Source organism: Rhizobacter sp. P2_G4 (assembly GCF_056403575.1).
The window spans coordinates 589451-602562 of the sequence record NZ_JBFUFG010000002.1; the positions used below are offsets into that span (position 1 = coordinate 589451).

Here is a 13112-nt window from a genome sequence, read left to right on the forward strand (position 1 = left end):
CTGAATCGCCGGGCGTATCAGCCCATGGTGACCGCGATGATGATCAGCGTGAACAAGGTGAGCACCAGGGTTGCCGCAACCATCAAGGCGAAGGTTCGCCACAAGGTCGACGACGTCGACAGCCCGTACGTTCCGCGCAGCTGCAGGAACATGTGAACCGGTGGCACGAAGACCAGCAACTCGAGCAGCCCCGACGGCACGTGCGCAGCCGACAGCAGTGCAGCCACGATCAGCAGCAAGGACATGAACGACAGCGAGTACAGCGTGAACACCGCGTGGTCGTACACGACGATGCCGCGCCGCCAGAAGAACATCAGCCACAGGAACGGCAGCGAGATTGGCACCAGCAGGAACGAGAACTTGTAGGCCGCGTTCTTCAGCTTGTAGAGCGTGAGCTCCGGGTTGGCGGCAGCACGGCGGATGGCTTGGTCCAGCCGCGGGTGACCGGTGTTGACGTGCAGGTTGCGCAGTTCGTCGCGCCAGCCGGTGTCCACGACGCCACTCGCTGCACCGCCCGGGCCAATGGCTGAATGGCCTTGCGGCGTGACCGGCTGGCGGAGTTCTTTCTCCGCTTCCCGCAGGTTGCCTTGAGCCTCGGCCAGGTCTTCTCGCGCCTGGGCAGCGTCGCCACCGCTTTGCCGCGCGGCCTCCAGCGCGGCGCGGGCGGTGGCCACCTTGTCTTGTGCCCTGGCCACCTCGGCTTGCAACTCGGCAGGGGTGCTGGCGATCGTGGTGCTGGTGGGCACCATGTCGATCGGCGACCGGGTGGTGAACGAGAACACCAGGAACATCAGGAACACGGTGAACAGGAACAACGCCAGTGGCGAGACATAGCGCGTGCGTTGGCCGTCGATGTAGCGGCGGGTCAGCAGGCCCGGCCGTGCCACCAGCAGCGGCAGCGTGCGCCAGCCCTTGGCGTCGAAGTGGTAGAGGCCGTGCAGGACCTCTTCGGCCAAGTGCAGCAGAGAGCGGTGCAGGTGTGCCGGCTGGCCGCAGGCGCTGCAATAGGCGCCTGCCAGGGCGCCGCCGCAGTTGCGGCAGGTCGAGTGGTGGGTGCCCTGGGCATGGCCGTCAGCCCCCGGCAGCGCGTTGGCCGCCAAGGTGGCGGTGGCCAGGGCGCCCGCCGCTTCGATCTCGTCGCTCATGCGCTGGCGGCTTGCGCGAAGGCCGTGGCCAGCTTCTGCTGCCAGGCGCTCTTGGTCGAGGCGTCGACGAAGCTGGCTTCGAAGCTATTGCTTGCCAGCTGCCAGGCGTGGCGTGCGTCGAGCTGCTGCAGGGCCTCGAAAGTCTCGAGGAAGTTCTGGTTCATATAGCCGCCGAAGTAGGCCGGGTCGTCGGAGTTGACCGTCACGCACAGGCCGGCTTCGAGCAGCGTGGCGATGTTGTGCTCGGCCATGGTGCCGAAGACGCAGAGCTTCACGTTGGACAGCGGGCACACCGTGAGCGGCATGCGCATCGCGGCCAGGCGCAGCACGAGGCGCGGGTCTTCGAGGCAGCGCACGCCGTGGTCGATGCGCTCGACCTTGAGCACGTCGAGTGCGTCCCAGATGTAGTCGGGCGGGCCTTCTTCACCCGCGTGGGCCACGAGGTGCAGGCCGAGCGCGCGGCAGCGTTCATAGACGCGCGCGAATTTGTCGGGCGGGTTGCCACGCTCGCCGCTGTCCAGGCCGACGCCGACGAATTGATGGCGGTAGGGCAGCGATTCTTCGAGCGTGGCAAAGGCCGCCTCTTCGCTCAGGTGCCGCAAGAAGCACATGATCAGCAACGCGCTGACGCCGAGCTCGCGCTTCGCTGTGTCGCAGGCCCGAGTGAGGCCGGTGACGACTGTCTCGAAGCTCACGCCGCGCTCGGTGTGCGTCTGCGGGTCGAAGAAGAGCTCGGCGTGGACCACGTTGTCGGCCTTGGCGCGGTGGAAGTAGGCCATCGCCATGTCGAAGAAATCCTCTTCCTTCAGCAGCACGCTGGCGCCGGCGTAGTAGATGTCGAGAAAGCTCTGCAGGTCGGTGAAGGCGTAGGCCTTGCGCAGTGCTTCGACGTTCGGGTAGGGGATGCTGACGCCGTTGCGCTCGGCCAGCGCGAAGATCAGCTCGGGCTCGAGTGAGCCTTCGATGTGGATGTGCAGCTCGGCCTTGGGCATGGCGCGCAGCAGGGCCGGCAGCTTCTCGCGCGGGATGCTGGCGGCGTTGTCGGGAAGGGTCGTCATTTCAGTTCTCCAAGGTGCCAGATCAGCACACTCCAAAGGTGATGACGCGCTCGCCGAGGTAACGGCGGTACGCGGCAGAGCTGCGGTCGGCAGCACTGTGCAGCTCAGTCACGGGCGCCGCCGAAGTGATCGGCAAGCAACGCGGACGCTGCGATTCGAGCACAGGTTTGTCTTGCAGGAAGATGGTGTCCTGGAAGTCTTGCAGCTTCTTGTCGCTGGATTCGAAATCGTTCATCGCAAGGCGGATCCACACGCGGCTGCTCTCGGGCGAGAGCGGGCACACGAAGAGCGCGATCGACTCGCGAAAGTCGGCCAGCGCCACCGAAGCAGCTTCGGGCACCTTGGTCAGCACGCAGGTGTAGGGCGCGTTCACCTCGTAGGTGTACTCGACCATCGCGCCGTCGGTGGCGTGGAGGCTCGACTGCGGCTGCCAGGCCTTGCATTCGGTGGCGAGAAAGCCGGTGGGCGTGACGTCGACCTTGTACGGAATCATCTCGGTGGTGTCGCGCGAGCCGAGCCAGCCCTCATGCACGAAGCCGAAGTGCGACATGTCGAGAAAGTTCTCGATGATGCGCGGCGCGCTGGTCGCCACCTCATACGGCCCGCAGTTGACCTTGCGCAGCCGGGCGTCGTGCTCGGCTGCGAAATCGGGCAGCAGGCCGGGCTCGTCGTCAGGCACATCGGCTTTCAGTGCCACCCACACCAAGCCGTAGGCCTCGCGCGCGCTGTAGGCGCAGGCGCGGTGCGTGGCCGGTGGCTGGAAATGCGGCACCGCCGGCACCGAGACACATTGGCCGCGGCCATCGAAGCGCCAGCCGTGGTAGCCGCACTCCAGTGCGTCGCCCTGCACGCGGCCCATCGACAACGCCGCACCGCGGTGCGGGCAGCGGTCGGCGGCAGCGTGCACCGCGCCGGTGGAGTCTCGCCACAGCACGAGGTCCTGGCCCATCAGGTGGGTGGCCAGCGGCTTCTCGCCGAGGTCGGTGACCAGCGAAACGGGGTGGAACAGCGTGTTTTCGATCATGGGAATCTTTGATGAAAAAAGCCGTCTGGCGCCAGGGCGTCAGACGGCTTCTCCGCAGCAGCCTTTACTTGGCAGACGGGATCTTGCCTTCAACGCCCTTGACGTAGAAGTCGACCTTGTCTTTCCATTCCTGGTCGGCCTTGGCGTCCTTGGCGAGGCGCTCCTTGCCGGTGCTGTCGACGATCGGGCCGGTGAAGACCTCGAAGGTACCGGCCTTCATGCCGGCCTTGATCTCGTCGATCTTGGCCTTGATGTCGGCGGGCACGGCTTCAGCCGGCTTGATGAAGTCGTTCATGCCTTCCTTCACGCCCCAGACGGTGCGGTCGGTCTTCCAGGTGCCGTCCATCACGCTCTTGACGGCCTGCTTGTAGTAGCCGCCCCAGTTGGCGACGGCCGAGCCCAGGTGGGCCTTGGCGGCGAAGGCGCTCATGTCGCTGTCCCAGCCGAAGGCGTACTTGCCGTTCTTCTCGGCCGTTTGCAGCACGGCGGTGGAATCAGTGTTCTGCAGCAGCACATCGGCGCCGCCGTTGATCAGCGATTGGGCGGCGTCGCCTTCCTTCGGCGGGTCGGACCAGGTGCTGACCCACACTACCTTGGTCTTGACCTTCGGGTTGACGCTCTGCGCGCCCAGCGTGAAGGCGTTGATGTTGCGCAGCACCTCGGGGATCGGGAAAGAACCGACGAAGCCCAACGTGTTGGTCTTGGTCATCTTGCCCGCCACGATGCCCGCCATGTAGGCCGGCTCGTAGAACTTCGAGTCGTAGATGCCCATGTTGGGCGCCGTCTTGTAGCCCGTGGCGTGCTCGAACTTCACGTCAGGGAATTCGGAGGCCACCTTCAGCATCGGCTCCATGTAGCCGAACGAAGTGGCGAAGATGATCTTGTTGCCTTGTGCGGCCAGGTCGCGGATCACGCGCTCGGCGTCGGCGCCCTCGGGCACCTTCTCGACGATGGTGGTCTTGACCTTGTCGCCGAACTCGGCCTCGACTTCCTTGCGGCCGAGGTCATGCGCAAAGGTCCAGCCGGCGTCGCCAGCCGTCCAGATGTAGACGAAGGCGACCTTCACGGGATCGGCCTTCGGTGCAGCGGCGGCAGATGCGGCCGGGGCGGCGGCTGCTGGTGCAGCTTCTTCTTTCTTGCTGCAGCCGGCCAGGGCCGCAATGGCCAGGGCCGACAGCGCCGCGGCTTTCATCAGCGCGCGTTTGCGTTCAACGAACATGGTTTCTCCTCGGGGTGGAACGGTGGTGGTTGGGGTGGAATGCGGGCAGGGGCGTTATCTTGTCATGAACCCGGATGGAAGGGCCGGCCCAGCGAGGCCGGCATGTTGATGCGGATCCAGGTGGGGTTGCGCGAGATCAGGGCGAGCACGACGATGGTGGAGAGGTAGGGCAGCATGGCCAGCAACTGGCTCGCGATTTCGACGCCTTCGCCTTGCAGATAAAACTGGAGCATCGTCACGCCGCCGAACAGATAGGCACCGAGCAAGACGCGTGCCGGTCGCCAGGTGGCGAAGGTGGTGAGTGCGAGCGCGATCCAGCCGCTGCCGGCCGTCACGCCTTCGACCCACAGCGGCGCGCGCACCACCGACAGATAGGCACCCGCGATGCCGCACAGCGCACCGCCGGCCATCACCGCGCCGAGGCGGATCCAGCGCACGCGGTAACCCAGTGCATGCGCCGACTCGGGCGACTCGCCCACACCACGCAGCACGAGCCCCGAGCGGCTGCGGTAGAGAAACCAGCCGAGCGCAAACATCAACGCGATGGCGATGTAGGTCATCGGGTGTTGGCGAAACAGGGCCGGTCCGAGGAACGGCACGTCCATCAGCCCGGGGATGCCGACACTGCCGCGGTCACCCAGCGTCTTGCCCGCGAAATTGGTGCCGACGAAGGCGGACAAGCCACCGCCGAACAGCGTGAGCGCCAAGCCGGTGGCGTACTGGTTCGTGTTGAGCCAGATCACCAGCACGCCGAACACCATGGCCATCACCGCACCCGCGGCCGCACCGGCGGCGAAGGCGACCCAGTCGTTGCCGCTGGCGTACGCGGCGCCGAAGCCGGCGAGCGCGCCGACCAGCATCATCCCTTCGGCGCCGAGGTTGAGCACGCCGGTTTTCTCGTTCAGCAGCAGCCCGAGGCCGGCCATCGCGAGCGTGGTGCCCGAGGCCAGCGTCGCGGCGATCAGCAGCGCAATTTCGTTCATGGCGACGCCTTGGTGATGGTCGCTGTGGCTGGCTTCGGCACATGCCGCGTGGCCTGCCAGCGCACGCGGTAGTTGATGAGCGTGTCGCAGGCCAGCAGCAGGAAAAGCAGCAGGCCCTGGAACACGCCGGTCAGTGCGTTGGGCAGGCCGAGGCGCGACTGGCCGAGCTCGCCGCCGATGAGGAACATCGACAGCAGCAGCCCCGAGAACACGATGCCCACCGGGTGCAGCCGCCCGACGAAGCACACGATGATCGCGGTGAAGCCGTAGCCGGTGGAGACGTGTGGCGTGAGCTGGCGCAGCGGCCCGGCTGCTTCCATCGCACCGGCCAGGCCGGCCATGCCGCCGGAGATCAGCATCGAGGTCCACAACGCGCCGCGTGCAGAGAAACCGGCGTAGCGCGCCGCGGCCGGCGCGAGCCCGCCCACCTGCAGCTGGTAGCCGCGCCACGAGCGGAACAGGAAGGCCCAGAACACGCCCGCCAGCGCCAGGGTGATGGCAAAGCCGATGTGCAGGCGCGAACGCGGCACCAGCATCTCGAGCCAGGTGGACGAGTCGAAGGTCTTGGTCTGCGGAAAGTTGAACCCCATCGGGTCTTTCCAGGGCACGAACACGAGGTAGTTGACGAGCTGCTGTGCCACGTACACCAGCATCAGACTGACCAGGATCTCGCTCGCGTTGAAGCGGTCGCGCAGCAGCGCGACGATGGCCGCCCACGCCATGCCGCCCGCCACACCGGCGAGCAGGATCAGCGGCGTCCAGACCCAGCGCGAGGTATGGATGCCCGAGGTGGTGACCCACAGTGCGAGGCCGCCTGCGGTGATGGCGCCGAGCAGGAACTGGCCTTCGGCGCCGATGTTCCACACGTTCGAGCGATAGCAAACCGCGAGACCCAGCGCGCACAGAATCAACGGCGTGGCCTTGAGCGCCACCTCGGTGAGCTGGCGAACGCCTCGCAGCGGCTCGACGAAGAAGGCGCCCAGCCCGACCAGCGGGTCCTTGCCCAGCACGACGAAGAGCAATGCCGCCACGACCACCGTGAGCGCCAACGCGATCAGCGGCGACGCGAACGACATCGCCTTCGATGGCTGTGGCCGCGCCTCAAGCTTGAGCATGCTCGGCCTCCGGCTTGGCGGTCCACAAGCCCGACATCCATGCACCGATCAGCTCGATGGTGGCTTGGGAGGTGGCGATGCTCGGCGATACCTTGCCCTGCGCAATGACCACCAACCGGTCGCAAATCTCGAACAGCTCGTCGAGCTCTTCACTGACCACCAGCACGGCACAGCCCTCGTCGCGCAGCTTCAGCAGCGCACCACGGATCTGCGCTGCAGCGCCCACGTCGACGCCCCAGGTGGGCTGCGACACGATCAGCAGCTTGGGCTTGGAGTCGATCTCGCGGCCGACGATGAACTTCTGCAGGTTGCCGCCCGACAGGCTCTTGGCCGCGGCATCGGGCCCGCCGGCCTTGACGTTGAAGTTGGCGATCAGCTTCTCGGCCAACGCACGCACTTCGTTGACGCGGATCCAGCCACCGCGCACGGCTTCGTCGCGCGTGAGCAGCGTGTTGGCCGCAAGCGGCAGTGTGGGTACGGCGCCGCGGCCTAGCCGCTCCTCGGGCACGAAATGCAGGCCTTCGCGGCGGCGACGGGCCGGCGGCTGGCTGCCGATGGGCTTGCCGAACAGGTGGATCGAATCCGGTGCGGCGCGTGTGTCTTCTCCGGACAGTGCCGCCATCAGCTCCTGCTGCCCGTTGCCCGAGACGCCAGCGATGCCGACGATCTCGCCGGCCCGCACGTTGAAGCTGATGTGAGCCAGGCTCATGCCGAAGTGCTGCAGCTTCTCGAGCGAGAGATCGCGCACGTCGAGCACCGTGTCGCCGAGGCGGGCCTGCACGTGCTGCAGCTGCGGTGGCTCCGCACCGATCATCAGGCGCGACAGGCTGGCGTTGGTCTCCTTCGTCGGGTCGACCTCGCCGGTGACCTTGCCGCCGCGCAGCACGGTGCAGTGGTGGCACAGCGCGCGGATCTCATCGAGCTTGTGGCTGATGTAGAGGATGGAGCAGCCTTCACTTGCGAGCTTGCGCAGCGTGACGAAGAGCTTCTCCACCGCCTGCGGCGTGAGCACCGAGGTCGGCTCGTCGAGGATCAGCAGCTGAGGCTTGGTCAGCAGTGCACGCACGATCTCGACGCGCTGGCGTTCGCCGACCGACAGCGTGTGCACCGGCCGCATCGGCTCCACGTCGAGCCCATATTCCTTCGACACCTGGTCGATGCGCTTCGTCACGTCGGCCAGCGTGTAGCTCTTGTCCAGGCCCAGCCACACGTTCTCGGCCGCGGTGAGGGTGTCGAACAGGCTGAAGTGCTGGAACACCATGCTGATGCCAAGTGCGCGTGCCTCCTGCGGGTTGCGGATCTGCACTTCCTTGTCGTTCCAGCAGATCTGGCCTTCGTCGGGGCGGACGGCGCCGTAGATCATCTTCATCAGCGTCGACTTGCCGGCGCCGTTCTCGCCCAGCACCGCGTGGATTTCGCCAGGCTTCACGCGCAGGCTCACCTGGTCATTGGCCTTGACCGCGGGGTAGGTCTTGCTGAGCTTGATGAGTTCGAGGCGGAGCATGGAGTGTCTCGTTAGCTCAGCAGGTCATACAAAGACCGTGCCACCACCTTGGTGGCGCGCTTCAAGTCATCGAGCACGACATGCTCATCGGCGCGCTTGGCGTTCGACTCCAGCACCGTGCGCGGCCCCGCGCCGTAGATCACCGCCGGGATGCCTTGCTCGCAGTACAACCGCACGTCCGTGTAGAGCGGCGTGCCCGAGGTGGGAATGGCTTCGCCGAAGACCGCCTGGCCGTGCTTCTGCAGCGCCTCGACCAGCGGCTGGTTGCCCGGCAGCGGCTGCAGCGCACGCGCTAGCAGCAGGCGCTTGATGTCGACCGTGATGCCGGGCTTCGATGCGGCTGCATCGGCAATCACCTTGCGGATGGAGGCTTCGACCACGATCGGGTCTTCTTCCGGAATCATGCGGCGGTCAAGCCGCAGCACGACCTTGCCCGGCACGACGTTGGTGTTGGTGCCGCCTTCGATGCGGCCCACGTTCAGGTAAGGGTGCGTGATGCCCTCGACGTTCGAGGTGACCTGCTGGTACAGCGTGTTCTGGTGGTACAGCGCATTCAGGATGGCGACCGCGCCTTGCAGCGCGTCAACGCCGGTGCTCGGAATGGCGGCGTGCGCCATCTTGCCGTGCACCGTCACCTCCATCTGCAGGCAGCCGTTGTGGGCGGTGACCACCTGGTAGCTGAAGCCGGCGGCGATGAGGTAGTCGGGCTTGGTGAGCCCCTTCTTCAAGAGCCAGCCGGGGCCGAGTTCGCCGCCGAATTCTTCGTCGTAGGTTAAATGCAGCTCGACGCCGCCCTTCAGTGGAGCGCCCAGCGATTCCAGCGCACGCACCGCGAAGGTGTAGCTCGCGAAGTCGCTCTTGCTCACGGCCGAGGCGCGGCCGTAGAGCTTGCCGTCGGCCACGTCGCCGCTGTAGGGGCCGTGGGTCCAGCCTTCGCCGGGCGGCACCACGTCGCCGTGGGCGTTGAGTGCGACGGTCTTGCCCTCGCCGTACTTGCGGCGAACGATCAGGTTGGTGATCGATTCGAGGCCGTAGGCCTTGACCTCGTCGGCCGGCACCGCGTGCTTCTCTGCAGTGAAGCCGAAGCCCGACAGCAGCTCGGCCGTGCGCTCGGCATGCGGCGCATTGTTGCCCGGCGGCGTGTCGGTAGGCACCTGCACCAGGGCTTGCAGGTACTTCACTTCGTCATCGAAGTGCGCGTCGATCCAGGCGTCGAGTTCGGCGTAGCGGGTCATGCTGTCTTTGGTCATGCAGGGTGAGCGAGTTGTTCCAGCAGGTGGGTGAACGCGTCCACGCAAAGTTGCGCGTCGTCGTTGGTGATGGTTTCCAGCGGGTTGTGGCTGATGCCCGAGTTGCCGCCGCGCACGAAGAGCATGGCCTGCGGCATCACCTCGTGCAGCTTCATCGCATCGTGCCCCGCGCCGCTGGGCATGCGGTGAACCGGCAAACCGACGGACTCGACGGCGCGCTCCCACTTCGCTTGCCATTCGGGCGAGCTGGGTGCGGCGCTCGCGCGCAGCGTCTCTTCCAGCTTGCAATGCAGGCCGCGGCGCTCGGTGACGCGCTGCAGTTCGGCGAGCACGTCGCGCGCAATGGCATCGCGTGCCTCGTCGGTGGTGGCGCGAAGATCGAGGCTGAACTGGCAGCGCCCCGGCACCACGTTGATCGAGCCGCTGGGCACGCTGAGGATGCCGACGGTGCCCACCAAGTGAGGTGCCTGCGCTGCGCGCTTCTCGACGTAGAGCACGAGTTCGGCGACAGCCGCTGCCGCGTCGCGCCGGCGGTCCATCGGCGTGGTGCCGGCGTGACTGGCCATGCCGATCATGTCGCCGACGTAGCGCACGCTGCCGTTGATGGACGTCACCACGCCCAGCGGCAAGTCGATCTCGTTGAGCACCGGGCCTTGCTCGATGTGCACTTCGACGAAGCCGAGGTACCTGGCCGGGTCCCGCTTCATCGCCGCGATCTGCTCGGGCTTGCGGCCGGCGGCGACCATCGCTTCGCGCATGGTGATGCCGTCAGCGTCTTTCTGGCCGAGCCACGTGGGGTCGAACTTGCCGATGACCGCGCCTGACCCGAGAAAGGTGGCCTTGTAGCGCTGGCCTTCTTCTTCGGCGAAGCCGATCACCTCCACGCCGAAGGGCAGGCGCTTGCCCTCTTTGTGCAGCTCGTGCACGCAGACCATGGGCACGAAGATGCCGAGGCGGCCGTCGTATTTGCCGCCGTTGCGCACGGTGTCGAAGTGGCTGCCGGTGAGCAGGCGTTTCGAGTTCGGGTCGGCTCCGTGATAAATGCCAACGACATTGCCGACAGCATCGACCTGCACGTCGTCGAAACCGCATTCACGCATCCAGCGCTGCAGCTGCGACTGGCAGGTCTGGTGCGCTTCAGTGAGGTAGGTGACGGTGAGCGCGCCTTGCACGTCGCTGTGCTTGGCCAGCAGCTCGGCGCAGTCCCAGACCTGGTTGCCGAGCACGGGTTCGATGCCGAACTTGTCGTTGAGCCGGATCTCGGCGATGCGGTGGATGTTGCGCAGGCACTCGGCGAGTTCGAAGTCGGCGTGGTTCTCAAGCCGGCGCGCGAAGGTGTCGATGATCTCGGTGCGGGTCAGCCCCGTGCCCCGCGGGCCGCGCGCGGCCAGGATGAAGGGCCAGCCGAACTTGGCGTTGTACTCGGCGTTGAGCTGCTGGATGCGCGCAAGCTCGGCGGGCGTGCAGTTCGTCAGCCCGGATTTCGTCTGCTCGAGGGTCGATTCGGCGGTGAGCGACTTGCTCACCATCGCCTTGCCTGCGAGCTCGGGGTGGGCTCTCACCAGCGTGACTTGTGCCTCGCGGCCCGCCGCCTTCAGCACCTCGATCAAAACCTGCTTGAGCTGTGGCACCGAAGCAAATGGGCGCCGGCGCAGCGCCTGCTCGGCGATCCAGGGCGAGTGCTCGTACAGGCCGTCGAGCAGGGCCAGCGCCTGCTCGGGCGCGGCCTCGTTGAGTTGCTTCAGCGTGATGGGCATGAGTATCAGAGGGTAATGCGGGCGCCCTTGACCACCGGCTGCAGCGCGCCGACCTGTGCGCGCACGAAGCTGGTGAAGGCGTCGGAGCTGCCCGGGGTTTCGGTCACGCCCAGCTCGAGCAGGCGCTTCTGGATGTCAGCCTGGCCCAGCACCTCGTTGACGGCGCTGTTGAGGCGTGCCACTACGTCGGGCGGCATCTTGGCGGGGCCGGTGAGGCCGAAGAAATTGTCGAGCACGAGCTTCGGGTAACCGGCCTCGGCGATGGTCGGCACCTCGGGCACCAGCGGCGAGCGCTTTGCGGAGGTGATGGCCAGCGGCTTGATCTGGCCGCTTTTGAAGTAGGGCACGAAGGCGGTCACCACGTCGATGCCGACCGGGATCAGCCCGCCGATCAGGTCGGTGGTCATGGGCGCGCCACCGCGGTAGGGGACGTGCGTCATCTTGACGCCCATGCTGCGTTGCATCAGCTCGCCGTAGATGTGGCCGATGGACGCCGGGCCACCCGAGCCGAACTGCATCGTGCCGGACTTCTTCGCCAGCGCTTCGAGCTCGGTGATGCTGTTGATGCCGGCCGCCGGGTTGGCCATCACGACACAGGGTGCCGAGCCGATGGCCGCGATGTGGGTGAAGTCGGCCAGCGGGTCGTAGGGCTGCTTTTCGAGGGCGAACGGGCCGATGGAGATCGGGGTCGAGTTCGACAGCATGAGCGTGTAGCCGTCGGGCGCCGCCTGCGCCACGGCGCTGCCGCCCACGCTGCCGCCGGCGCCCGGCCGGTTGTCGACGATGACCGGCTGGCCCAGCTTCTTGCTCAATTGCTCACCGACAACGCGCGCCACGATGTCGCTGGCCCCGCCAGCGGCGAATGTGACGATGATCTTGATGGCTTTCTCGGGGTACGCAGCGAAGGCCGGCAGCGCCAGCGTGGCGGCGGAGCCTGCGGCCAGGCGCAGCGCCTGGCGGCGGCTCAGGCGGCTGGACAGTTGAAAGCTGCTGGAGAAGGTGGGGGCGCGCATGCGGTGTCCTTTCGAGGTGGAGGAACAGGAGACCGTCTCTTCGCAAGCTTCGGACCCGTTCCAGCCGGCGCCTTCAGCGCACCGTCGGCGTGAAAGGGTGCGTCTGCTTCCAGTGGCGGGCGATGTCGATGCGGCGGCAGACCCACACCTTGTCGTGCGCTAGCACGTGGTCGAGAAAGCGCTGCAGCGAGGCGATGCGCCCGGGTTTGCCCAGCAGGCGGCAGTGCATGCCGATGCTCATCATCTTGGGGGCGCCTCTCTGATCACCATCCTGGCCCTCGGCATACAACGCATCGAAGCTGTCGCGCAGGTAGGTGAAGAAGTGGTCGCCGGTATTGAACCCCTGCGCCTGCACGAAGCGCATGTCGTTGGTGTCGAGCGAGTAGGGCACCACCAGGTGCTGCACGGTGCTGCCATCGCTCTTGGTGACCGGCATCCAGAAGGGCAGGTCGTCGCCGTAGTAATCGCTGTCGTATTCGTAGCCACCCTGGTCGACCACCAGGCGGCGGGTGTTGGGGCTGTCGCGGCCGGTGTACCAGCCGAGCGGCCAGGCGCCGCCGGTCATGTCTTTCAGCACGTGGGTGCCGATGTCGATGTGGCGGCGCTCGGTGGCCTCGGGCAGGTTCTGGTAGTGGATCCAGCGCAGGCCGTGGTTCGCGATCTCATAGCCGTTTTCCATGAACGCGGCCAGCAACTCGGGGTAGCGCTGCAGCGCCATGCCGACGCCAAACACGGTGAGCGGAAGTTTGCGTTTCTCGAACTCGCGCAGGATGCGCCACACACCGACGCGCGAGCCGTACTCGTACATCGACTCCATCGTCATGTGGCGGCTCTCGTAGGCCTGGGCGGTGATCAGCTCGGAGAGAAAGGTCTCGGTGGTCGGGTCGCCATGCAGCGGGTTGTTCTCGCCGCCTTCCTCGTAGTTGAGGACGAACTGCACGGCGATCTTCGCGCCACCTGGCCATTGCGCGTGCGGCGGGTTGCGGCCGTAGCCGACCATGTCCCGAGGGTAGTTCTTGGGGTCTTCAGCAGTGCTCATGGGGT

General features: G+C 66.4%; 11 protein-coding genes. All 11 read right to left on the reverse strand.

Annotated features, from left to right (window positions below; translation table 11 throughout):
* Positions 1-17 precede the first annotated feature (17 nt).
* Positions 18-1145, reverse strand: coding sequence for a DUF3667 domain-containing protein (locus AC1DYS_RS09195; protein ID WP_477898231.1), 1128 nt, complete (start codon positions 1143-1145; stop codon positions 18-20).
* Entirely contained in the window at positions 1142-2203 is a 1062-nt protein-coding gene (locus AC1DYS_RS09200; protein ID WP_477898233.1) for an adenosine deaminase, read from the reverse strand. The genes AC1DYS_RS09195 and AC1DYS_RS09200 overlap by 4 nt, the downstream gene beginning before the upstream one ends.
* A gap of 22 nt (positions 2204-2225) precedes the next feature.
* The gene (locus tag AC1DYS_RS09205) at positions 2226-3227 is read right to left on the reverse strand and encodes an aromatic ring-hydroxylating dioxygenase subunit alpha (protein WP_477898235.1); all 1002 of its coding nucleotides are present in this window, start codon (positions 3225-3227) and stop codon (positions 2226-2228) included.
* Positions 3228-3291: 64 nt separating this feature from the next.
* Positions 3292-4446 carry a BMP family ABC transporter substrate-binding protein gene (locus AC1DYS_RS09210; RefSeq protein WP_477898237.1) on the reverse strand — a complete coding sequence of 385 codons (1155 nt, stop codon included), beginning with the start codon at positions 4444-4446 and terminating at the stop codon, positions 3292-3294.
* A gap of 62 nt (positions 4447-4508) precedes the next feature.
* Entirely contained in the window at positions 4509-5429 is a 921-nt protein-coding gene (locus AC1DYS_RS09215) for an ABC transporter permease (RefSeq protein ID WP_477898239.1), read from the reverse strand.
* Positions 5426-6544, reverse strand: a complete 1119-nt coding sequence (locus AC1DYS_RS09220) for an ABC transporter permease (RefSeq protein WP_477898241.1) — start codon at positions 6542-6544, stop codon at positions 5426-5428. The genes AC1DYS_RS09215 and AC1DYS_RS09220 overlap by 4 nt, the downstream gene beginning before the upstream one ends.
* Complete coding sequence (locus AC1DYS_RS09225) at positions 6531-8048, reverse strand: ABC transporter ATP-binding protein (RefSeq protein WP_477898243.1); 1518 nt, start codon at positions 8046-8048, stop codon at positions 6531-6533. The genes AC1DYS_RS09220 and AC1DYS_RS09225 overlap by 14 nt, the downstream gene beginning before the upstream one ends.
* Before the next feature lie 11 nt (positions 8049-8059).
* Positions 8060-9283: a M20 family metallopeptidase gene (locus tag AC1DYS_RS09230; protein ID WP_477899599.1), complete on the reverse strand. Its 1224-nt coding sequence runs from the start codon at positions 9281-9283 to the stop codon at positions 8060-8062.
* Between the two features lie 11 nt (positions 9284-9294).
* On the reverse strand, positions 9295-11055 hold the full coding sequence (uraD, locus tag AC1DYS_RS09235) for a 2-oxo-4-hydroxy-4-carboxy-5-ureidoimidazoline decarboxylase (protein ID WP_477898245.1): 1761 nt from the start codon (positions 11053-11055) through the stop codon (positions 9295-9297).
* Positions 11056-11060: 5 nt separating this feature from the next.
* A complete protein-coding gene (locus AC1DYS_RS09240; RefSeq protein WP_477898247.1) occupies positions 11061-12068 on the reverse strand; it encodes a Bug family tripartite tricarboxylate transporter substrate binding protein in 1008 nt (335 codons plus the stop codon).
* A 73-nt stretch (positions 12069-12141) separates the two neighbouring features.
* Complete coding sequence (gene puuE, locus AC1DYS_RS09245; RefSeq protein WP_477898249.1) at positions 12142-13107, reverse strand: allantoinase PuuE; 966 nt, start codon at positions 13105-13107, stop codon at positions 12142-12144.
* Positions 13108-13112: the final 5 nt, after the last annotated feature.